This is a genomic window from Flavobacterium laiguense (assembly GCF_003097655.1).
Lineage (GTDB): Bacteria > Bacteroidota > Bacteroidia > Flavobacteriales > Flavobacteriaceae > Flavobacterium > Flavobacterium laiguense.
Genome location: NZ_QCZH01000017.1, coordinates 1 through 25,482, shown reverse-complemented (window position 1 = coordinate 25,482; position 25,482 = coordinate 1). Strand labels below are relative to the sequence as shown.

20 protein-coding genes and 1 pseudogene are annotated in these 25,482 nt (G+C 33.5%); 15 read left to right on the top strand and 6 right to left on the bottom strand.

Features of this window, described 5'->3' with window-relative positions:
- Positions 1-483: a dihydrofolate reductase gene (locus DB891_RS13130; RefSeq protein WP_116764035.1), complete on the top strand. Its 483-nt coding sequence runs from the start codon at positions 1-3 to the stop codon at positions 481-483.
- A 52-nt stretch (positions 484-535) separates the two neighbouring features.
- Here the strand turns inward: DB891_RS13130 and DB891_RS13125 are convergent, their stop codons facing one another.
- The gene (locus DB891_RS13125; protein WP_116764082.1) at positions 536-835 is read right to left on the bottom strand and encodes a hypothetical protein; all 300 of its coding nucleotides are present in this window, start codon (positions 833-835) and stop codon (positions 536-538) included.
- 231 nt (positions 836-1,066) lie between these two features.
- Between DB891_RS13125 and ubiE the strand changes: the two genes are divergently transcribed.
- Both ubiE and porT read left to right on the top strand, forming a co-directional pair.
- The gene (gene ubiE, locus DB891_RS13120; protein ID WP_116764034.1) at positions 1,067-1,798 is read left to right on the top strand and encodes a bifunctional demethylmenaquinone methyltransferase/2-methoxy-6-polyprenyl-1,4-benzoquinol methylase UbiE; all 732 of its coding nucleotides are present in this window, start codon (positions 1,067-1,069) and stop codon (positions 1,796-1,798) included.
- 24 nt (positions 1,799-1,822) lie between these two features.
- On the top strand, positions 1,823-2,527 hold the full coding sequence (gene porT, locus DB891_RS13115) for a type IX secretion/gliding motility protein PorT/SprT (protein ID WP_116764033.1): 705 nt from the start codon (positions 1,823-1,825) through the stop codon (positions 2,525-2,527).
- Positions 2,528-2,557: 30 nt separating this feature from the next.
- On the opposite strand, the gene DB891_RS13110 is transcribed toward porT, so the two are convergent.
- Positions 2,558-3,280 carry a TrmH family RNA methyltransferase gene (locus tag DB891_RS13110; RefSeq protein WP_116764081.1) on the bottom strand — a complete coding sequence of 241 codons (723 nt, stop codon included), beginning with the start codon at positions 3,278-3,280 and terminating at the stop codon, positions 2,558-2,560.
- A 49-nt stretch (positions 3,281-3,329) separates the two neighbouring features.
- Between DB891_RS13110 and tamL the strand changes: the two genes are divergently transcribed.
- From tamL to accD, 3 genes are all read left to right on the top strand, one after another.
- Positions 3,330-5,975 (top strand): translocation and assembly module lipoprotein TamL, encoded by a 2,646-nt coding sequence (gene tamL / locus DB891_RS13105; protein WP_116764032.1) that lies wholly within the window; start codon positions 3,330-3,332, stop codon positions 5,973-5,975.
- Between the two features lie 64 nt (positions 5,976-6,039).
- Positions 6,040-7,107, top strand: a complete 1,068-nt coding sequence (gene fbaA, locus DB891_RS13100) for a class II fructose-bisphosphate aldolase (RefSeq protein ID WP_116764031.1) — start codon at positions 6,040-6,042, stop codon at positions 7,105-7,107.
- Positions 7,108-7,177: 70 nt separating this feature from the next.
- A complete protein-coding gene (accD, locus tag DB891_RS13095) occupies positions 7,178-8,032 on the top strand; it encodes an acetyl-CoA carboxylase, carboxyltransferase subunit beta (protein WP_116764030.1) in 855 nt (284 codons plus the stop codon).
- 183 nt (positions 8,033-8,215) lie between these two features.
- Here the strand turns inward: accD and DB891_RS13090 are convergent.
- A pseudogene (locus DB891_RS13090) lies at positions 8,216-9,090 on the bottom strand (cupin-like domain-containing protein).
- A 100-nt stretch (positions 9,091-9,190) separates the two neighbouring features.
- On the bottom strand, positions 9,191-10,441 hold the full coding sequence (locus DB891_RS13085; protein ID WP_116764029.1) for an ABC transporter permease: 1,251 nt from the start codon (positions 10,439-10,441) through the stop codon (positions 9,191-9,193).
- 164 nt (positions 10,442-10,605) lie between these two features.
- Here DB891_RS13085 and purH point away from each other — a divergent pair, with 164 nt between their 5' ends.
- From purH to rodA, 6 genes are all read left to right on the top strand, one after another.
- Complete coding sequence (gene purH, locus DB891_RS13080; protein WP_116764028.1) at positions 10,606-12,132, top strand: bifunctional phosphoribosylaminoimidazolecarboxamide formyltransferase/IMP cyclohydrolase; 1,527 nt, start codon at positions 10,606-10,608, stop codon at positions 12,130-12,132.
- A gap of 54 nt (positions 12,133-12,186) precedes the next feature.
- Positions 12,187-13,215: a rod shape-determining protein gene (locus DB891_RS13075; RefSeq protein WP_116764027.1), complete on the top strand. Its 1,029-nt coding sequence runs from the start codon at positions 12,187-12,189 to the stop codon at positions 13,213-13,215.
- A 54-nt stretch (positions 13,216-13,269) separates the two neighbouring features.
- The gene (gene mreC, locus DB891_RS13070) at positions 13,270-14,097 is read left to right on the top strand and encodes a rod shape-determining protein MreC (protein ID WP_116764026.1); all 828 of its coding nucleotides are present in this window, start codon (positions 13,270-13,272) and stop codon (positions 14,095-14,097) included.
- Positions 14,090-14,596 (top strand): rod shape-determining protein MreD, encoded by a 507-nt coding sequence (locus tag DB891_RS13065; protein WP_116764025.1) that lies wholly within the window; start codon positions 14,090-14,092, stop codon positions 14,594-14,596. The genes mreC and DB891_RS13065 overlap by 8 nt, the downstream gene beginning before the upstream one ends.
- Entirely contained in the window at positions 14,593-16,533 is a 1,941-nt protein-coding gene (mrdA, locus tag DB891_RS13060; RefSeq protein WP_116764024.1) for a penicillin-binding protein 2, read from the top strand. Before DB891_RS13065 ends, mrdA begins: the two co-directional genes overlap by 4 nt.
- A gap of 97 nt (positions 16,534-16,630) precedes the next feature.
- Entirely contained in the window at positions 16,631-17,866 is a 1,236-nt protein-coding gene (gene rodA, locus DB891_RS13055) for a rod shape-determining protein RodA (RefSeq protein WP_116764023.1), read from the top strand.
- Positions 17,867-18,060: 194 nt separating this feature from the next.
- Here the strand turns inward: rodA and DB891_RS13050 are convergent, their stop codons facing one another.
- Positions 18,061-20,214 (bottom strand): carboxy terminal-processing peptidase, encoded by a 2,154-nt coding sequence (locus DB891_RS13050; RefSeq protein WP_116764022.1) that lies wholly within the window; start codon positions 20,212-20,214, stop codon positions 18,061-18,063.
- Between the two features lie 308 nt (positions 20,215-20,522).
- Entirely contained in the window at positions 20,523-22,700 is a 2,178-nt protein-coding gene (locus DB891_RS13045; protein ID WP_116764021.1) for a carboxy terminal-processing peptidase, read from the bottom strand.
- Between the two features lie 209 nt (positions 22,701-22,909).
- On the opposite strand from DB891_RS13045, the gene surE reads away from it, so the two are divergent.
- From surE to lpxB, 3 genes are all read left to right on the top strand, one after another.
- Positions 22,910-23,686, top strand: a complete 777-nt coding sequence (gene surE / locus DB891_RS13040; RefSeq protein WP_189337152.1) for a 5'/3'-nucleotidase SurE — start codon at positions 22,910-22,912, stop codon at positions 23,684-23,686.
- Entirely contained in the window at positions 23,683-23,955 is a 273-nt protein-coding gene (locus DB891_RS13035) for a hypothetical protein (protein WP_116764020.1), read from the top strand. Before surE ends, DB891_RS13035 begins: the two co-directional genes overlap by 4 nt.
- A gap of 251 nt (positions 23,956-24,206) precedes the next feature.
- Positions 24,207-25,319, top strand: coding sequence for a lipid-A-disaccharide synthase (gene lpxB / locus DB891_RS13030; RefSeq protein ID WP_116764019.1), 1,113 nt, complete (start codon positions 24,207-24,209; stop codon positions 25,317-25,319).
- Positions 25,320-25,482 lie beyond the last annotated feature (163 nt).

The following is a 25,482-nucleotide window of genomic DNA, read 5'->3' as shown; positions in this document are numbered from 1 at the left end:
ATGATAATTATGATTGCTGCTGTTGCAGAAAACGATGCACTCGGAAAAAACAATGAACTGGTTTGGCATCTTCCCAATGACTTTAAAAGATTTAAATCATTAACTACAGGTCACTATATTATAATGGGGAGAAAAACATTTGAAAGCTTTCCGAAACCTCTTCCCAATAGAACTCACGTGGTAATCACAAGACAAGAAAACTACCAACCAGAAGGTTGTATTGTAGTTAATAGCATAGAAAAAGCAATCGCTATTTGTCCAAAAAACGAAACTTCATTTATTATTGGCGGAGGAGAAATATATAATTTGGGGCTTCCTTATGCAGACAAGCTAGAAATTACAAGAGTTCATCATAATTTTGAGGCCGATGCTTTTTTCCCAGAAATAAACCCTGATAATTGGCGAGAAATTTTTAGTGAATTTAACCCAATAGACGATAAACATCTTTATGAATATACTTATCAAACTTACATCAAAAAATAAAAAAAAACATCCCAATTGGGATGTTTTTCATTTAAACGATTAGAGGAATGACCTACTCTTGTAATAAAATTTGATAACATAATATACAAATCACAAATATCATTATTACTCCAGAAACGAAGACAATGTTATTTGATGTTTTTTGAGAGTACAACTCAAAAAAACCTTTAGTACCAAATACCACAAAGATACTAAAGGCAAAGAAAATTAAAATTTCCAAAAACAAATTTAATCCTAAGAACGTGTTTTGCGCTTTTAAAACAATACAGCCATTACTGACAGTACCTTCAAAAAAAAATACAAGAACAAATGAGATAAATAGCGCAAGAAGCATCCATTTGATTTGGGTCATTACTTCCCTCTTAACCATTCAATAAATATTAAAATTTCATGGTACAAACTTCTGTAATAAAAACAGGAACCACAATACCCACTTTTAGTGATATTTCATTTATTTTTCATCCATAATTGGGCTTTAATTAAGTAATATCACACAAAACAACAATTTGAAATAAATTTCACCCATTTCAAAAAACGTATTTATAGTTTATACAGTTTGTTTATATTTGTACAAATTAAAAAAATGCCAAAAGAAATCACACCCTATAAAGACTCCTCTCTTAGTAAAAAAGAACAAGTTGCAAAAATGTTCGATACCATTTCTGGAAACTATGACAATCTAAACCGTGTCATTTCGTTTGGTATAGATGTTAAATGGAGAAAAAAAGTTTTGCAGTTGGTTGCCAAAACCAATCCCGAAAACATTTTGGATATTGCTACAGGAACAGGAGATTTGGCTATTTTGATGGCTAAAACAAATGCAAAAAAAATCATTGGATTAGACATTTCCGCAGGAATGCTTGAAATAGGTTCAAAAAAAATTGCCGATAAAAATCTTTCCAAAACAATCGAAATGGTTTTAGGTGATTCTGAAAACATGCCTTTTGAAGATCATTTTTTTGACGCCATAACCGTTGCTTTTGGCGTAAGAAATTTTGAACACCTAGAAAAAGGGCTCTCTGAAATTTTAAGAGTTCTAAAACCAGGTGGGATTTTCGTTATTTTAGAAACCTCTGTTCCAGAAAAAACACCATACAAACAAGGCTATAAATTTTACAGCAACAATATATTACCAATCATTGGAAAATTATTTTCAAAAGATGAAGTTGCTTATGGCTATCTATCAGAATCTGCCGCTTCTTTTCCTTATGGAGAAGCATTAAACAATATTTTACGAAAAACGGGGTTTATAGATGTTGTAGCTATGCCTCAAACATTTGGAGTTGCAACCATTTACTCAGCCTCCAAAAAATAATACTGAAAAACATTCAGCGTAAATATGAAAAAAATAATTGCACTTGTTTTGATAGTTTTTGCCTTAAATGGAAACGCCCAAAATTCAAAAGGAATTTTTAGCAAGGATCCCATTATAAATTTAGAAACCTGGCAAAAACACCGAATTTACTTTGGCTTTTATCTGGGCTTCAACTCTTATGATTTAAAAATTGACTATAAAACAGTAGGACCTGATATTCAAGTAGACAATTCAACAGGTTTCAATGTTGGTATAGTTGCGGATGTTAGACTACAGGAGTATTTAAACTTACGTTTTGAACCCGGTCTCTACTATTCCAGTAAAATTTTACATTATCCTAATTTTGCTTCCGAAAAAGATGCCCTTAGGGAAGTAAACGGTACTTATATCCATTTTCCTTTATTGTTAAAATTCTCGTCCCTTAGAACCGGAAATATACGCCCTTATTTACTGGGAGGTGTATCTGCAAACTTAAATCTATCCAGTAATTCAAAATCTTTGGAAGACAATCTTGAGAATCGATTTAGGATGAAATCGTGGACTACGAATTATGAATTGGGCTTTGGAATTGATATATTTTCAGAATATTTCATATTTTCACCATCCATAAGAGGTTCATTTGGAATCTCAGACGAATTAATACGCGACAAAGACCCAAATAGCCCATGGACAGGCAATATTGAGTCTATGAAATCCAGAGCGGTTTTAATTAATTTTACTTTCCATTAAAAATTTCATTAAGTGCTCCCAAGTTTAATTTTACCTTCTAAATTCACTTAAAATTATTGCGGTTGCGGTAGCCACATTTAAGCTTTCGGTTTCTTGAAGATCCCCAAAACGAGGAATGGTTAGTCTTTTTTGAATCAAATTCTCCAACTCTGCTGAAATTCCATTGGCTTCATTACCCATTATTATGATTCCATCTTGAGGCAAATCTGTTTTATAGATAGTATCCCCATCCATAAATGTTCCAAAAACGGGCAACTTAGTTTTGGATATAAAATCATTCAAATCGACATAATTTACGTTTACTCTAGCAATAGATCCCATCGTAGCCTGAACCACTTTTGGATTGTAAATGTCAACCGTTTCTTTGGAGCACAACAGCTGCTTAACTCCAAACCAATCACATAATCTTAAAATAGTGCCCAAATTCCCTGGATCTCTAATAGAATCTAGCGCCACTATCAAACCAGAATCAATAATCTTTTTTTCTAAAGGAATTTTAAATACGGCTAAACAAGTATTAGGAGTAGCTAATGCGCTAATTTTATTCAAATCACTTTCGGAAATAATTGTTTTCTTGGCTGCTGCTATTTCATCAAAATCCGACTTTGTTGTATAAAGATGTTCCAATTCAAAATTTGATTTTACTAATTCTTGAATTACTTTTACGCCCTCGGCAAAAAACAACTGATTGGCAAAACGATGTTTTTTTTGTTGCAAACTCGAGATAAGCTTTATTTGGTTTTTACTAAGCATAAAAAAAATGTACTTTTGAATTAAAAATTTTATAACAATCAAAGCCCGCATGCCCAAAAAAAAATCATCCGATACAATAAAAAAAAGTCCCGACAATTTTCGGGATGATAATCTTGGGCAATCCTTACTTTTTCAGAAGAAAAAGAATTTTACAAAAATAGCAGCATTTATCCTAATTTCAATATTAATTTTGGCTTGTAATTCAGAAAAGAGAGTTCCCGCCAGAAAACAGCTTCTTGTAAAAAATGAAATCATTCAAAATGACAAATTAATAAAGAATCAGGATGTATACGACCAATTGTACCAACAACCAAATAGCCGTCCTTTATTTGGCTATCCATTTCAATTAAATATCTACAATTTAGCCAATCCCAATCCGGATTCAACATTCAATCTGAAATATCAAAACAAAGAAAAAAAACACAAAAGAGAAGTAAAATGGCTCTCCGAGAAACAAATAGGAAGACTTCGCAAATCATTTTGGCACCATGGAATACACTCTTTTTTGAAAGAAACAGGAGAAGCACCAGTTATTGCTGACACTTCAAAATCTAGAAAATCGTTAATTCGTCTTAAAAGTCATTATTTCAATAATGGCTACTTCAATGTTAAAGCCACATACAAGCTAGACTCTCTAAGTCCCAAAAAAGCCAAAATAAAGTATGATGTCACAACAGGAAATCCATTTTTCTTAGACACCATAACAGCTACAATTTCAACCCCCGTATTGGATTCCATTTACAAAACAAAGAAATCATTAATTATATCTGGGAACCAATACAAAACAGAAGATTTCGAAAGTGAAAAAGATCGAATAAGTGCCCTTTTCAGAAACAATGGTGCCTATCGCTTTCAACCTAATTATGTAACTTTTGACATTGACACTATCAATAAAAAGAATAAAGCAAACATCAATTTAAGTATCGGTAATTATTTATATCTAGAGAATGATTCTACAAAAACAGAACCATTTAAACTATACAAAATTAGCGACATCAACATTTATACAGACTATAAAAGCTCAAATCACAATTCTAAAATAAAAGATAGTGTCACCTATAACAACATGAATTTGTATGCCTTTGATAAAATAAAATACACCCCACACGCCATAACCGATGCTGTTTTTATTGTAAAAGGAGGTCTATTTGCTGATTCTAAAACCGTTTTATCGACACGTTATTTAAACAATCTTAAAATTTTTAATTACCCCACCATCCAATATGAATTGGATAAAAGAGACAGTACAGCACAGTCTTTGATTGCCAAAATTTATTTAACACCCCGTAAAAAATACAGCTTTGGCTATACTTTAGATTTAACCCATTCTAATATTGAAGATTTTGGTATTACCGGAAGTATTACAGAAACCGTTAGAAATGTTTTTAATGGAGCCGAAACATTGGAACTTTCAGCACGGGGAAATATCGGTGCATCCAATGATATAGCAGATCCAGGAGACAGTTTTTTTAATGTCTCAGAATTCGGTGTGGATGCAAAACTTAACTTTCCGCGGATTTTATTTCCTTTTAAAACAGAAAAAATCATCCCCAAAAGCATGATTCCCTCTACTATAATGAGTATAGGTCTTTCAAAGCAAACCAATATCGGCTTAGATAAAGAAAACGTTAGCGCCGTTTATTCGTACAGTTGGACTCCAAAAAAAAATAACACAACCCGTTTCGATCTTTTTAATGTTCAGTTTGTAAACAATCTTAATCCTGAAAATTATTATAATGTATATGAATCTTCGTATGATGCACTAAATGAAATAGCAAAAGACCCTAGTATAGTTACAGACCCTACTTATTTTGACACAAGCGGTGATTTAATTATAGAAAGTGGAACAACTGGTTTTACAAATGATGTACTATCGGGCAAGACCTCTTTGAAACCAAATGATGAAGATTACCAAAATGTAAACAGCATTGAACAACAAAGAGTTAGACTTACCGATAATGATTTTATTATGGCCACCAATATTGTCTTCACAAAAACAACCAAAAAAGATCTGCAAGACAATGATTTCTACATGTTTAGAACAAAAATTGAGTCTGCAGGGACACTATTATCTGCTATTTCAAGCATTGGAAATTTACCTAAAAACTCAAGTGGAAATTACGAAATTTTCAATTTAGAGTATTCGGAATATCTAAAGACTGAATTTGACTTTGTCAAGTATTGGGATATCAAGAAAAACACAGTTTTTGCCATGAGAACCTTTTTTGGAATTGCGATCCCTTATGGGAATTCAAATTTTATTCCATTTACTAAAAGTTATTATGCAGGAGGATCTAATGACAATAGAGCATGGCAACCCTATCGCTTAGGCCCTGGAAGCAGCCCGTCTACAAACAACTTTAATGAAGCCAATTTAAAAATCGCAATCAGTGGAGAATACCGATTCTTAATTGGAGGTAAATTTAATGGCGCCTTATTTGCTGATGCAGGCAACATTTGGAATGTATTTGACGGCACCACTTTTGAACCAGCTAAATTTACGGGTTTAAAAGATTTAAGCAAGATAGCCTTAGGTACTGGTTTTGGGATACGATATGATTTCGGTTTTTTTGTAGTTCGAGTCGATATTGGGTTTAAAACCTACAATCCTGCTAATGAAATGGGAGAAAGATGGTTCACTCAATATAATTTTGCCAACTCTGTTTTTAATTTTGGCATCAATTACCCTTTCTAAATGCTAATTAATTCTTATTTTTGCAGATTATAATCTAAAAACTAAAAAACTAAAAGAAATTACAATGGCACACAATATTAAACCAGGAGTTGCTACAGGCGATCAAGTACAGGAAATTTTCAATTATGCAAAAGAAAAAGGCTTTGCCCTTCCAGCTGTAAATGTTATTGGATCTGGCACTATTAATGGAGTTCTTGAAACTGCTGCAAAACTAAATGCACCAGTTATCATCCAATTTTCAAATGGTGGAGCACAATTTAATGCAGGAAAAGGACTTTCTAATGCAGGAGAAAAAGCCGCTATTGCAGGTGGTATTGCAGGAGCAAAACACATTCATACTTTGGCTGAAGCCTACGGAGCAACAGTTATTCTACACACTGACCACTGTGCCAAAAAATTATTGCCTTGGATTGATGGATTATTAGATGCTTCTGAAGTACATTTTGCAGCAACTGGAAAACCATTGTTCTCTTCACACATGATTGATTTGTCTGAAGAGCCAATCGAAGAAAACATCGAAATCTGCAAAGGATATTTAGAAAGAATGAGCAAAATGGGAATGACCTTAGAAATCGAACTTGGAATCACTGGTGGTGAAGAAGACGGTGTGGACAACTCTGATGTAGATAGCTCAAAATTATATACACAACCTGATGAAGTAGCTTATGCTTACGAAGAATTATCTAAAATAAGCCCAAAATTTACAATTGCAGCTGCTTTTGGAAATGTACATGGAGTTTACAAACCAGGAAATGTAAAATTGACACCAAAAATCTTAAAAAATTCTCAAGATTACGTTCAAGAAAAATTCAAAACTGGACCAAACCCTGTTGATTTTGTTTTCCACGGTGGATCAGGTTCTACATTGGAAGAAATCAGAGAAGGAATTAGTTATGGTGTTGTAAAAATGAACATCGATACTGACCTGCAATTTGCATTTACGGAAGGTGTTCGTGATTTTATGGTTAACAATATTGACTACCTTAAAACTCAAATCGGAAATCCAGAAGGATCAGACGTTCCTAACAAAAAATATTACGACCCAAGAAAATGGTTGCGTGAAGGTGAAGCTACTTTCAATGCGAGACTTGAGCAAGCTTTTGCTGACTTAAATAACGTGAATACACTATAATTTTAGATTTTAGATTTTAGATTTCACGAGGAAATCTAAAATCTAAAATCTTAGATCTAAAATAATAAAAATGGCTTGGTTTAAAAGAAAAGAAAAAGGAATTACTACGGCTACTGAAGACAAAATGGACATCCCAAAAGGTCTTTGGTACAAATCACCTACAGGTAAAATTATTGATGCTGATGAATTGGCTCGTAATCTATTTGTAAGTCCCGAAGATGGTTTCCACGTTAGAATTGGAAGCGCAGCCTATTTTGATATTTTGTTTGACAACAATGAATTTGTTGAATTAGACAAAAACATGACCTCTAAAGATCCTTTGCATTTTGTTGACACAAAAAAATATGCAGACCGATTGAAAGATGTAATGGAAAAAACTCAACTTAAAGATGCTGTCCGTACTGGTGTTGGAAAATCTAAAGGTAGAGAATTAGTGATTTGTTGTATGGATTTTGCCTTTATCGGTGGGTCTATGGGAGCTGTTGTAGGAGAAAAAATTGCCAGAGGAATTGATCATGCTATCAAAAACAAACTACCTTTTGTAATGATTTCAAAATCAGGGGGAGCCAGAATGATGGAAGCTGCTTATTCTTTAATGCAATTAGCAAAAACATCTGTAAAATTAGCTCAACTTGCCGAAGCTAAATTACCTTATATCTCTCTTTGTACCGACCCAACAACAGGAGGAACAACTGCTTCTTATGCCATGCTTGGAGATATTAATATTTCCGAACCAGGTGCCTTAATCGGATTTGCAGGACCAAGAGTAGTTAGAGACACCACCGGAAAAGATTTACCAGAAGGTTTTCAAACTGCCGAATTTCTTCTTGAACATGGTTTCTTAGATTTTATAACCGCCAGAAAAGAATTGAAAGATAAGATTAACTTATACATCGATTTGATTCAAAACAATGATATTAGATAAATGAAAATCCCGAGCAATCGGGATTTTTTTTATGTTATTAAATTAATAAACTGTAGAGGTAAAAAATAACCATTAAGAAAAGAAGGTTCATTTAGACTATATGCTTAATGAATCTTCATTTCTTAATGGTTTATAAAATCTTAGATTGAATTTGCATCTATGCATGTAACTCCATAAACACCACTAATTTCTTGGCTTGCCTTTTTTAAGTTCTTTTTCTGCAATTTTAAAAGCCAATTTCTCCCGCCATTTTGCATAACTCCCTTTGAAAATTACTTTCAAAACACTATCTACTGCACCATGCATAAACAAACTCCAAACCCCGGCCATTTTTCGACTTATGGATTGGTCCCAAGCGCGTAGTGTCAAGGAGAAAGAACCATCAATATAACGCATCCAGTGCCACATCCCAGTTGGCATAAACAGAGTATCTCCATGCTCTAAGAAAACTTCATAGCCTTCAACTCCCATTAAAGCAGGGAATTTTTCAAAATCAGGATTGGCAACATCATAATCTTCCAAAGCATAAGTTGTATTTGGAAGACAATAAAGCCTTTTTTTCCATTTATTATCAAACAATATAATGTGTTTTCTACCTCCAAAATGAGTATGAAAAAGATGTGGCAAATCAATATCATAATGCAAAAAAGTGATTGCACTAGACCCTCCAAAAAACATAGCTGGCATAGTTTCTATAAAACCGCCCATTAAATCTTTAGGAATCTTTATATCATTAATTAAATCAGGTTTGTATTTAAGAAAAAAATACGCAACTCAGTAGGTTCCCTTTTTATTAAATCCAGGTACTCCCCAAACTTCATACTCGCTATAGAGGCATTTATTACTTTGGTGGGATCAGCTTTTGAATTATCAACCAACTTTACCTCAATATCTCCAGCGATTTGCTTGAAATAATCGGTTGCCCATTTTTCTCTTGCCGGCCAATCGTTAGTCAGTCCTTTTATAATTAGAGGCTTTCTTTTATCCAAATAGTTCTTCTTAAAATCTTCTCGGGTTATAGATTCTACGGTATCAACAGGTTTTAAAATAAAGCTCATTTACTATTTTTATTAAATTATAGTGCATTTCTCTCTCTCAAAAATACCTAATTATTAATAACTCTCAAAATTTACAGTAAAACAACAATAAGACAACCTTTTACATACCAGTTCTAATAGCTTCAACAGGATCCAGTTTTGAAGCCGCAATTGCAGGAAGAATTCCAGAAATAAGACCAATAACAGCTGCCAAGCCTGTTCCAATAAGAATATTTCCAAGTCCCAAAACAAATTCAAATTCCAAAACATTAGTTAGAATTAAAGCAATTATCCAAACCATAAACAATCCAATGACACCTCCTAGAACTGATAGGATTATCGCTTCGAATAAAAACTGAAACAATATAAAACGGTTTTTAGCGCCCAATGATTTTTGTATCCCAATTAAATTAGTTCGCTCTTTAACCGAAACGAACATGATATTGGCAATCCCGAAACCCCCTACTAATAATGAAAATCCACTGATGATCCAACCTACCACATTCATTTGGCTAATAATTCCATCTATAAGATCGAGAAAACCTGCAAACACATTAATAAAAAAGTTATCAATTTCGCCTGCTTTCAACCCCCTAAAACTTCTTAATTTTTGAGATATCTCACTTTTATACTCTTCCATATCCACCCCTTTTTCTGGTTTGAATATTATCACATTAGTTAAATTCGGATTATTATCTCCATAAAGTTGTCTAACAAAATTAACCGGAATAAAAGCTGAAGAATCATCGCTATCTCCAAACATACTGGATCCTTGCTTTTTTAAAATTCCAATGACTGTAAATCGTTGCCCATATAATCTAACGTTTTTCCCAATGGGCTCTGAGTCTCCAAATAACGATTTTGCAATTTCATTTCCAAGAACAATAACCGAAGATCCAGAATTGGCTTCAGACTCATTATAAAACCTTCCTTTTTCGAATTCCAACCCTTGAATATCAATAAATTCATGGGAAACAGGCACAATATTTACATCACTTACCGTATTAGATCCATATTTAATGGATTCTCCTCTTGTAAATATTTGATAGCCTAATTGCTCTGTATGCGTCATGACTCCTTTCAAATAAACATATTCCGTATATTTTACATTGGGAAATTGTTCTCTTTTCCATTGTGGTATATCCGAAGGTCCAAAGGAAAATTTCAATAGATAAATAGTGTTTTTATCCAAACTACTCAAATCTTTGGAAATTTTTCGATCTAAAGAATCAACAGCCGCAAGCACCGCGATAATAGAAAATATTCCAATTGTAACACCCAATAAAGAAAGTAATGTCCTCAATTTATTACTTCGCAACGCATTCATCGCAAAACCAAAACTCTCCTTTAATAATCGTAGATAAACTAGCATCTCATTTTAATTTGTGTTATTGTAAATTTCAAGATATTTATTGCAATAACCTAAAAAAAATACATTTAACGATTGGTATGTAACTTTAATACATTGTTACATATTTTTATTGAATTATATTATCAAAAAAAACTATTTTTGCACTTTATAATCATAACTACTCCATGAACACAACAAAAAAGATCCAATCCGCATTAATTTCAGTCTTTTCAAAAGAAGGTCTCGAACCAATTGTAAGAAAACTACATGATCAAAATGTAGTTTTTTATTCTACAGGTGGTACTGAGGAATTCATTAAAAATTTAGGAATTCCTGTAATCCCTGTTGAAGATGTTACAACTTACCCTTCTATTTTAGGTGGTAGAGTAAAAACGTTACACCCGAAGGTTTTTGGAGGGATCTTAAACCGTCAAGACAACGAAAGTGATGTGCAACAAATGCAGGAATACAACATTCCGCAGATTGATTTGGTAATTGTTGATTTATACCCTTTTGAAAAAACAGTTGCTTCTGGAGCAAGTGAAGAAGACATAATCGAAAAAATTGACATTGGTGGCATTTCATTGATTCGTGCTGCCGCAAAAAACTTTAAAGACACTGTAATCCTTTCATCTATGGATCAATACAGTCTGTTTTTGGATATGATTACTGCCCAAAATGGAGCTACGACTCTTGCAGACAGAAAATTATTAGCCACTAAAGCTTTTCATGTTTCTTCTCATTATGACGGAGCTATTTTTAACTATTTCAATACAGACGAAACCATCTATAAAGCGAGTATAGAAAATGGTCAAGTATTGAGATATGGAGAAAATCCACACCAAAAAGGATTTTTCTTTGGTGATTTTGACGCTATGTTTACCAAGGTTCACGGTAAAGAATTGTCATACAACAACTTATTAGACGTAGATGCCGCAGTAAATTTGATTAATGAATTCAAAACTGACGGACCTACATTTGCTATTCTAAAACACAACAATGCTTGCGGATTAGCAACAAGAGATACTATTAGTGAAGCTTACAATGTAGCTTTGGCATGTGATCCTACTTCAGCTTTTGGAGGTGTATTAATTGCAAACACTACAATAGATGTTGCAACTGCAACTGAAATCAACAAATTATTTTGCGAAGTGGTTATCGCTCCATCTTATGATGCAGAAGCAATTGCGATCTTACAAGAAAAGAAAAACAGAATCATTTTGATTCAAAACAATGTTGAATTACCTCAAAAACAAGTAAGAACGTGTTTGAATGGATTATTAATTCAAGAAAGAAACAACATCACTGATACTAAATCCGACTTAAAAACCGTTACAGTAACAGCACCTACAGAGCAAGAGATTAATGATTTAATTTTCGCTTCGAAAGTTTGTAAAAATACCAAATCAAACACAATTGTATTTGCCAAAAACGGAACATTAATTTCATCTGGTACAGGACAAACTTCAAGAGTAGATGCGTTATTACAAGCCATCGAAAAAGCAAAAGTATTTGGTTTTAGCTTAGAAGGAGCTTCTATGGCAAGCGATGCCTTTTTCCCTTTTCCTGATTGTGTTGAAATTGCTAAAAAAGCTGGAATAACAGCAGTAATTCAACCTGGAGGTTCAATAAAAGACGAATTGAGCATCAATTATTGTAATGAAAATAATCTTGCAATGGTATTTACAGGTACACGTCATTTTAAACATTAATTTGTTTAACTTTGTGCGTAATTTATTTATAACTTTTTAACCCCAATAAGGCATATGGGCTTTTTTGATTTCATGACTGAGGATATTGCGATAGACCTTGGTACAGCAAACACTTTAATCATTCACAATGACAAAGTCGTAATTGACAGTCCGTCTATAGTTGCGCGTGATAGAATATCAGGCAAAATTATTGCAGTTGGTAAGGAAGCCAATATGATGCAAGGGAAGACGCATGAAAACATAAAAACGATAAGACCTTTGAAAGATGGTGTAATTGCCGATTTTGATGCTTCTGAAAAAATGATCAGTATGTTTATTAAAAGCATACCTGCATTGAAAAAAAGAATGTTTACACCAGCCCTTAGAATGGTCGTTTGTATCCCTTCTGGAATTACAGAAGTGGAAATGAGAGCGGTTAAAGAATCTTGCGAAAGAGTTAACGGTAAAGAAGTATATTTGATTCACGAGCCTATGGCTGCAGCAATTGGTATCGGTATCGATATTATGCAACCAAAAGGAAACATGATTGTTGATATAGGTGGTGGAACTACAGAAATTGCAGTAATAGCATTAGGCGGTATCGTTTGCGACAAATCCGTAAAAATTGCGGGTGATGTATTTACTAATGACATTGTTTATTATATGCGTACACAACACAACCTTTTTGTTGGGGAAAGTACTGCTGAGAAAATAAAAATACAAATTGGTGCTGCTATCGAAGATTTAGAAACACCTCCAGAAGACATGTCTGTTCAAGGAAGAGATCTACTAACCGGTAAACCTAAACAGGTAGAAGTATCGTATAGAGAAATTGCAAAAGCACTAGACAAATCAATACAAAGAATTGAAGATGCGGTAATGGAAACATTGTCTCAAACTCCTCCGGAGTTAGCTGCCGATATTTACAACACCGGTATTTACTTAGCAGGTGGTGGTTCTATGTTAAGAGGTCTTGACAAAAGAATTTCGCAAAAAACCGATTTACCAGTTTATATCGCAGAAGATCCTTTAAGAGCTGTTGTACGAGGAACCGGAATGGCACTTAAAAATATTGCTAAATTTAAAAATATCCTAATTAAATAGAACCTAGTTCTCGTTAGAGTTTTTAGTTATATAACATCAATTATACCGTAAAAAATGCAGCAAATATTTTCATTTATTATAAAAAACAGTAATAGATTACTGTTTTTGCTGCTTTTGGGTATTTCGTTATCTCTTACCATTCAATCCCATTCTTTTCATAAAAGCAAAGTTATTAGTTCTGCCAATTTCCTGAGCGGAGGTGTATACGAACGAATTAATTCTTTCGAGGAATACCTTCACTTAAAAGAACAAAACGAAGAACTTGCTTTAGAAAACGCTAATTTAAAAAGTCTGCTCTTTAAGACTAAAGATACATTAAAAGCCCCAAACCTAGACAGTTTAAAAGGAGTTTTACCAAAAGACATCATTGTTTCCAGAGTAATTCATAACTCATATAATGTATATGAGAATTTCTTAACTTTGAATTCTGGCGCCAAATCTGGTGTTAAACCCGATATGGGAGTGATAAACAGCTTGGGAATTGTAGGTATTATTGATAATGTATCTGCCAACTATTCTACTGTTATTAGTATATTAAATATTAAATCTCAAATAAACGCCAAAATCAAGAATTCTGACCATTTTGGAACTTTGAATTGGGATGGAAAAAGTACTGGTTTTGTGCAATTGATAGATGTACCAAGATTAGCTTCAATAAGAAAAGGGGACACTATTGTTACAGGGGGACAATCTGTAATATTTCCAGAAAATATAGGAATTGGGACAATCGATAAAATATTCATTCCTGATGACAAAACCCATTATTACACGATAAATGTAAAATTATTCAATGACATGACCAATTTGGGTTATGTATACATTATCAAAAGTAAAGACAATGAAGAAATTAAAAATCTAGAAAAACTAGGAAAGGATGAATAGCATCGTATTAGGCAATATTTTTCGATTTGTACTCTTACTGGCAGTTCAAATACTTGTTTTTAACAACATGAATTTTTGGGGCTATGTAACTGCATTTCCCTACATTCTTTTCATAATTCTTTATCCTGTAAACGGAAATAAATACGGTCTTTTAGTATCTAGCTTTTTCCTCGGATTGATAATGGATTTGTTTTGTAATTCTGGTGGTGTTCACGCAACGGCATGCGTACTACTCGCCTATATAAGACCTTCCTTTTTTAAATTTTCATTTGGTCTTAGTTATGAGTATCAAACTGTAAAATTAAATGATGTTTTAACACCCGAACGATTTACTTTTATTTTATTATCTGTTATAACGCATAATTTCACTCTGTTTTTACTGGAATCTTTTCAAATAAGCTTCTTTTTGGATGTATTACTTAGAACATTATTAAGTACTGTTTTCACCATAATTACTTGCATTATATTAATTTATCTTATAAAGCCAAATAAACGATGAGAAAAGTCTTGTTGCCAGCTTTAATTATCATTGGTGCCTCTTTACTATTAATTCGTATTTTTTATTTGCAAATTGTTGATGATTCTTTTAAGTTAAAATCCGACAATAATGCAATAAAAATTAAATACGACTATCCGGAAAGAGGATATATCTATGACCGAAACGGTGTGCTATTAGTGGCTAATCAGCCCTCCTATGACATCATGGTTATTCCTAGAGAGCTTAAAAATACAGACACAATTGAATTTTGTCAACTTTTAAATATTACCAAAGAGGATTTTATAAAAAAAGTTGAAAAAGCCAAAGTCTACAGCCCTAGATTGCCCTCTGTCTTTTTAGCTCAGTTGAATAAAACTGAATTTGCTGCTTTTCAAGAAAAAATTCGAAAATTCGAAGGTTTTTATTTTCAAAAACGTTCTTTACGTGATTACGAAGTAAATTTCGGCGCCAATATTTTTGGGTTTATTACACAAGCAAACGAGAAGCTTATCGAAAAAAATCCATATTACAAAAGTGGTGATTTAATAGGCAAACAAGGTGTTGAACAAAGCTATGAAGAAATTTTGCGCGGTGTAAAAGGCGTTAAATATTTCCAGAAGGATAAATTTAACAGAGAAATTGGTTCATTCAAAAACGGAAAATATGACACCATCGCCGTACAAGGTGAAGATATTAACTTAACTATTGACGCTGTATTACAAAAATACGGCGAGGAATTAATGGTCAATAAAAGAGGTGGAATTGTTGCTATTGAACCTAAAACAGGTGAAATCCTGGCACTTGTTACCGCTCCTTCTTATGATCCCGGAATATTAGTAGGACGACAACGTTCAAAAAATTACACAAAACTGTATCACGATTCTATCGCAAAACCCCTTTATGATAGAGGGCTACTTGCCGAGTATCCTCCTGGATCTCCTTTTAAGATTATGACCGGACTAGTTGGGCTACAAGAAGAAGTTGTTGACGAAGAAACCACTTTTGGTTGTAGTCATGGTTTTTCTTACGCAAGAGGGCGTTTTCAAAGATGTCACTGCGGTATTTTTGGCCCTAGAAGTCTGAATGTTGGGATTTACAAATCCTGTAATGCTTATTTCTCTAATGTGTATCTGAGAACTATCGCCAAATACAAAAAACCCGCTTATGCAGTTGATGTATGGAGCAACCATGTAAAAAGTTTTGGGCTAGGTCAATTTATGGGCTATGATTTACCTATTGGAAAAAAGGGGAATATCCCCACTTCCAAAACATACAAAAGAATATATCCCAATGGTGGTTGGAGAGGAACAACAATAATCTCTAATGCCATTGGTCAAGGAGAAGTATTGATGACGCCTATACAATTGGCCAATATGATGTCGGCAGTAGCCAATCAAGGTTATTATTATACTCCTCACATCATTAAAAAAATCAAAGGAGAAAAAATAGACCCTAAATTCACTACAAAACACGTAACAACTATTGATAAAAAATATTTTCCTCCTATGATTCAAGGTTTGTTTGATGTTTACAACCATGGTACTGCCTATGCTTTAAAGGTAGAGGGAATAGATATTTGCGGAAAAACAGGAACTGCAGAAAATTTTGCCAAAATTGATGGTAAAAGAGTTCAACTTAAAGACCATTCCATTTTTGTTGCTTTTGCTCCAAAAGACAACCCCAAAATAGCCATTGCCATTTTAGTCGAAAACGGGGGCTTTGGATCCACTATAGCTGGGCCAATTGCCAGTTTAATGATTGAAAAATATCTGAGAAAAAAAATCACAAGAACTGATTTAGAAACTCGAGTATTAAATATCAGTTTGCAAGGACAATATGCAAAACTAGGAGGACTTTCGGAAGAAATTAAAAAAGAATTGAGGATTAAAGATTCTATTTTAAAAAGCAAAACAAAAGCACCCGTAATAAAAACAGATTCAACCAAAGCCAAAACATAATACATTCATTTCTTCCGAAAAAGCAGTTTATTGCCTAGGGTCGTCAGGAACGTATTCTTAATATAAATCGGAAGATAATTTATTCATCACGTTTCAAATGAAAAATCAAAATTTATCAAACAATATTGATTGGATATGTATCATTATCTATATAGCACTTGTGTTTTTAGGTTGGTTAAACATCTATTCTTCATCATTGTCATCTACTGAAGGCACTTATGAGAAACAAGCTATTTTTATTGTCCTATCAATTCCATTAATTTTTATTTTATTATACATTGATGGTAAATTTTATGAAAAATATGCCAGTATAATATACGGAATTTCTTTATTATCATTAGCTGGATTATTTGTTTTTGGTAAAACAATTGCAGGACAACGATGTTGGTATGCGATTGGGAGTTTTACACTGCAACCATCTGAATTTGCCAAAGCAGCCACAGCATTGGCACTGGCAAAATACTTGAGTGACACTCAAATTAATTTAAAAGATGTCAATCGACAAATACAGGCATTAGCCGTAGTTTTTTTACCTGTCATGCTTATTTTGCCTCAACCCGACCCTGGAAGTGCCTTAATTTATAGCATTTTTATAATTGTACTGTTTCGTGAAGGATTACCTTCTTGGTATGTTTGGACAGGATTTATCACCATATTACTTTTTATGTTAACACTTATTTTAGAGCCTCAATATGTTATTTTAATGGCTCTACTTGCGCTGATTCTGATACATTTCAAATCAAGACTAGGTGATAGAAACATCGTATTAAGTACTATTCTTTTTATTGTAATATCTGGTTTTGTATTGTCTGTAAACTATGTTTTCACACATGTTTTCAAACAACATCACCGCGATCGTTTTAATATTTTACTCGGGAAATCGGTAGATATGAAAGGGATCGGATACAATACCAATCAATCTGAAATTGCAATTGGATCCGGTGGATGGTTCGGCAAAGGGTTTCTAGAAGGAACACAAACAAAAGGTGGATTTGTACCCGAACAACATACCGACTACATTTTTACCACTGTTGGCGAAGAGTGGGGCTTTGTTGGTTCCTTAGTGGTAATTGGATTGTTTGCTGGTTTGTTTCTTCGCGTAATTTATCTAGCCGAAAGACAAAAAACTAAATTCAGCAGAGTTTATGGATACTGTGTTGCTGGGATATTATTTACCCACTTTTTTGTAAACATCGCTATGGTTATCGGTATTTTCCCAACTATTGGAGTACCATTGCCTTTCTTTTCCTATGGAGGTTCTGGGCTTTGGGGATTCACCATTTTGCTATTTATTTTCATAAAAATGGATGCTAATAAAGTAAACGAATGGTAAACAATAAATGGTATTAAAACCCATTCTTTTTTTACTATTACTAATTTATTTTAGATCATATCTTCCTTCCCCATAGAAAGCAACCATTTTTTCATTGGTCCCAATCTGATATAATTATCCTTTTCAATAATACAAAAAAAGTGCCTCAAATTACTGAAGCACTTTTCTGTTTTTATATTGTCTTAAAATAACTATTACGATTTAACTAATCTCCTCTTTTTATCTGTAGGAATGCTAGTTTTCACAATCGATTTGGGTTGCAAGTCATCCAATACATTCAAAGCTTCTTCAACATAAACATCTTTTGATAAACTTTCATGCCATCTTTCTCTCTTTTCTTTTAGAACTGGATCTTTGCTGATCACTTCTAATTCATAAGGTAGTGAAGTAAATTTTAAATTATTTTTATAATTAACAATTGGTTTATACTTTTTAGCCATTTCTTCAATTTGATTTTGAGCTACTTTAAATTCATCTATATGCAAACTGTAATTATTTTCTGTACTTCTAGTGTCAATCCATTTTGCATTTTCTTCGATTAATTGAAATTGAATGCTTTTTTCAATTCTCTTTTTACTGTTACTAATCGCTTGCTCAAAATTTGAAGTGGCACTCCAAACTGTATAAGGAGCTGGATCAATTTTATCCCATGGCATTGCATGTTCTTGATCCCGTTCTCCCATTTTTAGATAGGCATACCGATCTGGCATTACTATATCGCTGCTTACGCCTTGCAATTGCGTGGATCCTCCGTTTATTCTATAAAACTTTTGAATAGTTGTTTTTAAAGCCCCTAAATCACCCGCTGTATTATTATGCACATATAAATTCAGGTCAATTACTTTTTGAACTGTCCCTTTGCCATACGTTTGTTTGCTTCCAATGATGATACCTCTTTTATAATCCTGAATAGCAGCTGCCAAGATCTCAGAAGCCGAAGCCGAAAATTCATTTACCATAATGACTAATGGGCCATCCCATTCTATTTTTTCATCAGTATCATACAAAATCTGTTGCTTCTTCCCCGCTGATTTAACCTGAACGATAGGTCCTTGTTCAATAAATAATCCCGCAATATCAACAACTGTAGACAAAGATCCACCACCATCATCTCGGACGTCTAAAACGATACCATTTACTCCTGTTTTTTTCAAACGATCCACTTCTAGAGCAATATCTTTACCCGCATCTCTTCCATCTTTATTTTCAAAATCAAGATAAAATTTTGGCAAATAAATAACCCCATATTTCAAGCCGTTTTTTTCAACAACACTAGATTTCACATACGTTTCTTCAATTTCTACAACATCTCTTATGATAGGAACAACTTGTATAGTTCCATCTGCTTTTTTAACGGTAAGACGAACTTCAGAACCTTTAGGTCCTTTTATTTTTTTAACAACATCAGACAAGCGCATCCCTACAACATCTACCGGAACTCCATTAGATTGGGCTACTTTCATCAATAAGTCTCCTTTCACTAATTGTTTTCCTCTCCAAGCTGGCCCACCAGAAATAAGCTCTAAAACTTCAATATAATCGTTTTTCTTTTGTAATTGAGCACCAATACCTTCAAATTTACCACTCATACTCGTATCAAAACGCTCTTTGTCTTCGGGGGCAAAGTAAGTGGTATGCGGGTCAAATTGAGACATTATAGAATTGATATATAACGTAAACCAATCGTCTCTTTTTAATTCATACATAAATCCAAAAGACTCGTTCAAAGAATTTAATGAACTATCTCTTGTTTCTGTTTCCAAGACAACATCAGGTTTTACAATATATGTTGGATCTTTTAATTTTTTATCTTCTTCTAATTTTTGTTTGTCAGTCAAAGAAGAAAGAGTAGATAACTTTATTTGTTTTCTCCATTTTTCTTTCAACTCTTTGATGTTTTTGGCATATGGAGCTTTATCAGAATCCACATTAAAATCTTCTTCCATTTTATAATCAAAAGGCGTGCTCAAAACCTCTTTGGAAATTTTTTTACTTTCTTCCATACGAAGTATCAAACGATCGTAAGTAAGATTAAAGAAGGTCAAATCCTTATTGGTTAATTGATCGTCCAACTCCAATTCGAATTTAGAAAACTCATTGATATCCGATTGCAAGAAAAACCGTTTAGAAGGATCTAAACCTGCTATATAATCTTTATAAACGCCTTTTGAGAAATCATCATCAATAATTGCCGGATTATAATGTCCTTTTTCAACAACAAAAGTCAGTAACTCCAATAGCAATTTATCTCTTTCTGGATCTACCGATTTTTTAGAATTAATAGTAAAACCGCATAAAGTAACCGAAAGGCATACCGCAGTTATGAGTATTTTATATTTTTTTTTCATTCGTGGATAACATTTATTTTTAATAGAACATCGTATCGCCATTCTTCATTATTTTTTGCATTCAGAAACTTCGGAATAGAACCATAAAGCTAATAACCGAATTCGCTAAATATTTTTCGAAATTACATTAAAATCTATATCAACTCCCTAAGTATAAGATAATGTTTTGTTAAGATATAAATTTACATTAAGAAAAAAAGGAACAAATCAATTGGCGGAAGACAGCCTATTGCACAAAACTCAATAAAAAAAACGCTCCAAATACATTGAAGCGTTTCTTATAACTATTTTGAAATCATAGCAAAATGTTATGATTTAACCAATTTACCTTTTTTTATTTCACTGACCATACTGTTCCTTACAATTGGTTTCATTTGTAAATCATCCAATACATTCAAAGCTTCTTCAACATAAATATCTTTAGCCAAACCTTCATGCCATCTTTCTCTCTTTTCTTTTAGAGCAGCATCTTTAGCCATGCCTTCCAACTCGTATGGTAATGACGTGAATTTTAAATTGTTTTTATAATCAACTATCGGTTTATATTTCTTAGCTACATTTTCTATTTGATTTTGAGCAACCAAAAATTTGTCAATATTTAAGCTATAGGTATTTTCGTTACTTCTGCTGTCAATCCATTTTGCATTTTCTTCGATCAATTGAAATTGGATGTTATTCGCAATTCTCTTTTTACTGTTAATTATTGCCTGATCAAATTTCGAATTATCCTTCCAAACGCCATAAAGTGCCGGATCTATTTTATCCCATGGCATAGCATTCTCTTCATCACGCTCTCCCATTTTTAGATAAGCATAACGATCTGGCATAACAACATCACTGCTCACTCCTTCCAATTGAGTTGATCCTCCGTTTATTCTATAAAATTTCTGGGTGGTAGTTTTCAATGCTCCAAGATCTCCTGCAGAGCTGTTACGAACAAATTGGTTCAAATCGATTACATTTTGCACGGTTCCTTTCCCATAAGTTTGCTTACTTCCGATGATGATCCCTCTTTTATAATCTTGAATAGCAGCTGCCAAAATCTCTGAAGCCGATGCTGAGAACTCATTTACCATGATTACCAAAGGTCCATCCCACTCAATTTTTTTATCGGTATCATATAAAATTTCTTTTTTCTTACCTGCTGATTTGATTTGCACAATAGGCCCTTGTTCTATAAACAAACCCGCAATATCCACAACAGTTGATAAAGATCCACCTCCATCATCACGAACATCCAATACAATTCCTTTTACCCCTGCTTTCTTCAATCGATCTACTTCAAGAGCGATGTCCTTACCCGCATCTCTACCGTCTTTATTTTCAAAATCGATATAAAATTTAGGCAAATAAATAACACCATATTTTAAACCATTTTTTTCAACAACGCTAGATTTAGCATAAGTTTCTTCAATCTCAACAATATCTCTAATGATAGAAATAACTTGTATTGTACCATCTACTTTCTTAACGGTAAGACGAACTTCAGAACCCTTTGGCCCTTTTATCTTTTTGACAACATCATCCAAACGCATCCCAACAACATCAACAGGAACCCCATTGCCTTGTGCAACTTTCATTACTAAATCTCCTGCTTCCAATTGCTTTCCTCTCCAAGCAGGACCACCAGATATAAGCTCAGAAATCTCGGTATAATCGTTTTTCTTTTGCAAACGAGCTCCTATTCCTTCTAATTTTCCGCTCATACTTACATCAAAACGCTCTTTTTCTTCTGGTGCAAAATAAGACGTATGAGGATCAAAACGAGACATAATAGAGTTGATATACAAGGTAAACCAATCATCTCTTTTCAATTCATTCATAAATCCAAAAGACTCATTTAATGAATTTAGTGAACTCTCTCTTGTTTCTTTCTCAAGTTCCTCATTAGACTTTACTCCATATTTAGGATCTTTCCCCTTTTTATCTTCTTCTAACTTCTGTTTGTCCGTAAAAGAAGAAAGGGTAGATAACTTAATTTGTTTTCTCCATTTTTCTTTCAGCTCAGCTACATTTTTTGAATAAGGAGCTTTATCGTAATCTACATTAAATTCCTCATCTATGCTATAATCGAAAGGTTTGCTTAAAATCTCTTTGAATATTTTTTTACTTTCCTCCATACGAAGCATCAAACGATCGTAAGTAAGATTAAAAAAAGTCAAATCTTTATTAATTAACTGATCGTCTAATTCCATTTCGAATTTAGAAAACTCGTTGATGTCCGATTGCAGGAAAAAACGTTTGGAAGGGTCCAAAGCAGTAATGTAATCTTTATACACCCCTTTTGAAAAAGAATCATCAACAACCGCAGGATTGTAATGGCCTTTTTCTATTACAAAAGTCAACAGCTCCAAAAGCAACTTATCTCTATCTGGATCTACTTCTTTTTTTGAATTAATAGTAAACGCAAATAAGGTAGCCGAAAGGCATACCACCGCTATGAGTATTTTATAGTTTCTTTTCATAAATCTAATAATAGGATTCATCAATTTTTTTATCTAAGTTACATTAAAAACCATGCCAACCCGCTAGATTGCTACATAATTTTTTGTTAAAGATATAAAATAGAATTTTCAGCCTTAACGAATCAGTCTGAAAAATATATTTTATTTGTTCGCAATATAAGATTTTGTGTTACTACATTTGTTTCGAAACTTAATTTTTTTCAACAATTCTTTTTTAAAATACAATACTAATGAAAATTGAAAGACCTTTAATACTAATAACGAATGACGATGGCGTTTCGGCTCCGGGAATAAGAGCTTTAATTGCAGTTATGTCTGAAATAGGAGAAGTAATTGTCGTAGCTCCGGACAAACCACAAAGCGCAATGGGACACGCCATCACTATTAATAACACACTACATCTCAATAAAATTTCAAAAGAAACCGATTCAATTACAGAATACAGCTGCTCCGGAACACCGGTAGATTGCGTAAAAATAGCGGTGCATGAAATTCTGAAACGAAAACCGGATCTTTGCGTTTCTGGCATCAATCACGGTTCTAACTCTTCTATAAATGTCATTTATTCTGGAACCATGAGTGCCGCTGTTGAAGCAGGAATTGAAGGCATTCAAGCTATTGGTTTTTCTTTATTAGATTATGATTGGGATGCCGACTTTGAGCAAATTAAATCATATATCAAAAATATCACATTAGAGGTTCTGAACAAGAAACTGCCAGAAGGGGTGATTTTGAATGTGAATTTTCCAAAATTAAAAGAAAAAGAAATCAAAGGAATCAAAATTTGCCGTCAAGCGAATGCCATTTGGATGGAAAAATTCGACAAACGAAAAACCCCACAAGGCAAAGATTATTACTGGCTTACTGGAGAATTTGTTAACCAAGACAAAGGCGAAGATACCGATGAATGGGCATTGGCAAATGGTTTTGTTTCTATAGTTCCAGTACAATTTGATCTAACGGCGCATCATGCAATCCAAAACTTAACCAATAGAGACTGGAAATGAACAAAATAGACTTACTCATCGGATTTGTGATTGGAATCTTGGCTTCTATCTTGGGAATGTTCCTCTACATTACCTTTGCAGTTCATTTGGATTTTATAGCTGGACTTCAATTAATGAAAAGCCAAGGTCACCTCGGAAAAATAGTCACACTAGGTTCCATACTTGATTTAATTGCTTTTGGTATATTACTAAAAATGAATAAAGAACTTATGGCAAGAGGTGTCGTTTTGGCAGTTATCGCATTGACTATTATCACTTTGTTTCTGTAAAAAAGTTTAATCTTTAGGAACTCAAAACATTTAACTTGTGATTTTTAAAGATTTGAACCATTAAGATATTAAGAAAATTAAGATTCGTAGTCTTTCTTAATAAAACTTAATCCCTTAATGGTTTATAAAAAAAGAATGTCTATGGCATTTCCATTAGAATCATAAAAAAGAATTAATCTATCTTTGTTTGTTAAAAATGAGATGAAAGCTGATGGCGTTATACACATTTATAATTTTTTAAAATCATAAAAATGAAATATTACATTATTGCAGGAGAAGCTTCTGGAGATCTACATGGATCCAATTTAATGAAAGCACTCTACGAAGAAGATCCAAATGCCGACATCCGTTTTTGGGGTGGCGATTTGATGCAAAATGTAGGTGGCACTTTAGTCAAACACTATCGCGAATTGGCTTTTATGGGTTTCATTGAAGTGATTTTCAATCTGAAAACCATTTTAAATAACATTAAAATTTGTAAAAACGACATTTCAAAATTCAATCCAGATGTAATCATTTATATCGATTATCCCGGTTTTAATATGCGAATCGCCAAATGGGCGAAACAATCCGGATATAAAAATCATTACTATATTTCTCCTCAAATTTGGGCTTGGAAAGAAAACCGCATCACAGCCATAAAACACGACATTGACAAAATGTACGTGATTTTGCCTTTCGAAAAAGATTTCTACGAAGTCAAACATCAATTCCCTGTTGAATTTGTAGGCCATCCTTTGATTGATGCTATTCACAACCAATCGGGTATTGACACCAATACTTTTAGAACAGAAAACCAATTATCCGAAAAACCAATCATAGCCATTTTACCGGGAAGCCGCAAACAGGAAATCAGCAAAATGCTGTCCGTAATGTTAAGCGTTGTCACTGATTTTCCCGATTATCAATTTGTAATCGCAGGTGCGCCAAGTCAGGAATTTTCATTTTATGAGCCATTCATTGCTAGCGAAAACATAAAATTCATCTCGAATAAAACCTATTCTTTATTGCGAAATTCCACCGCAGCATTGGTAACTTCAGGCACCGCAACTTTAGAAACCGCGCTTTTCAAAGTTCCCGAAGTGGTTTGCTACAAAGGCAGTTGGGCATCATACCAAATAGCCAAACGCATTATTACGTTAAAATACATTTCACTTGTCAACCTAATCATGGACAAAGAAGTAGTAACCGAATTAATTCAGGACGATTGCTCCACCAAACGCATTCGAGAAGAATTAACCAAAATTCTAGAGCCTAACTATCGTAAAACCCTTCTGGAAAACTACGATTTACTGGAAGAAAAACTTGGCGGAATTGGTGCCAGCAAAAAAACAGCACAATTAATTGTTGATGCAATAAAGTAATTTAAACATACTTTGGGCGTGACCCCATAAAGGAAAGAGGCCTACTTAGCACACCGCTTAGTCGGCCTCTTTCCTTTATGGGGTCAGGCTATCCGCCTTTACTTTGTATTTGATAAAACACTAAATTTATTCAAAGGAAAACAGAGGTGAACTATGCTATCCG

Coding starts and splice junctions, on each gene's coding strand:
- mreC (WP_116764026.1), top strand. CDS start 13,270: ATGCAGCAAATATTTTCATTTATTATAAAAAACAGTAATAGATTACTG.
- porT (WP_116764033.1), top strand. CDS start 1,823: ATGAAAAAAATAATTGCACTTGTTTTGATAGTTTTTGCCTTAAATGGA.
- lpxB (WP_116764019.1), top strand. CDS start 24,207: ATGAAATATTACATTATTGCAGGAGAAGCTTCTGGAGATCTACATGGA.
- DB891_RS13125 (WP_116764082.1), bottom strand. CDS start 835: ATGACCCAAATCAAATGGATGCTTCTTGCGCTATTTATCTCATTTGTT.
- DB891_RS13130 (WP_116764035.1), top strand. CDS start 1: ATGATAATTATGATTGCTGCTGTTGCAGAAAACGATGCACTCGGAAAA.
- DB891_RS13065 (WP_116764025.1), top strand. CDS start 14,090: ATGAATAGCATCGTATTAGGCAATATTTTTCGATTTGTACTCTTACTG.
- accD (WP_116764030.1), top strand. CDS start 7,178: ATGGCTTGGTTTAAAAGAAAAGAAAAAGGAATTACTACGGCTACTGAA.
- rodA (WP_116764023.1), top strand. CDS start 16,631: ATGAAAAATCAAAATTTATCAAACAATATTGATTGGATATGTATCATT.
- purH (WP_116764028.1), top strand. CDS start 10,606: ATGAACACAACAAAAAAGATCCAATCCGCATTAATTTCAGTCTTTTCA.
- surE (WP_189337152.1), top strand. CDS start 22,910: ATGAAAATTGAAAGACCTTTAATACTAATAACGAATGACGATGGCGTT.
- DB891_RS13045 (WP_116764021.1), bottom strand. CDS start 22,700: ATGAATCCTATTATTAGATTTATGAAAAGAAACTATAAAATACTCATA.
- fbaA (WP_116764031.1), top strand. CDS start 6,040: ATGGCACACAATATTAAACCAGGAGTTGCTACAGGCGATCAAGTACAG.
- DB891_RS13110 (WP_116764081.1), bottom strand. CDS start 3,280: ATGCTTAGTAAAAACCAAATAAAGCTTATCTCGAGTTTGCAACAAAAA.
- ubiE (WP_116764034.1), top strand. CDS start 1,067: ATGCCAAAAGAAATCACACCCTATAAAGACTCCTCTCTTAGTAAAAAA.
- DB891_RS13085 (WP_116764029.1), bottom strand. CDS start 10,441: ATGCTAGTTTATCTACGATTATTAAAGGAGAGTTTTGGTTTTGCGATG.
- DB891_RS13075 (WP_116764027.1), top strand. CDS start 12,187: ATGGGCTTTTTTGATTTCATGACTGAGGATATTGCGATAGACCTTGGT.
- mrdA (WP_116764024.1), top strand. CDS start 14,593: ATGAGAAAAGTCTTGTTGCCAGCTTTAATTATCATTGGTGCCTCTTTA.
- DB891_RS13035 (WP_116764020.1), top strand. CDS start 23,683: ATGAACAAAATAGACTTACTCATCGGATTTGTGATTGGAATCTTGGCT.
- DB891_RS13050 (WP_116764022.1), bottom strand. CDS start 20,214: ATGAAAAAAAAATATAAAATACTCATAACTGCGGTATGCCTTTCGGTT.
- tamL (WP_116764032.1), top strand. CDS start 3,330: ATGCCCAAAAAAAAATCATCCGATACAATAAAAAAAAGTCCCGACAAT.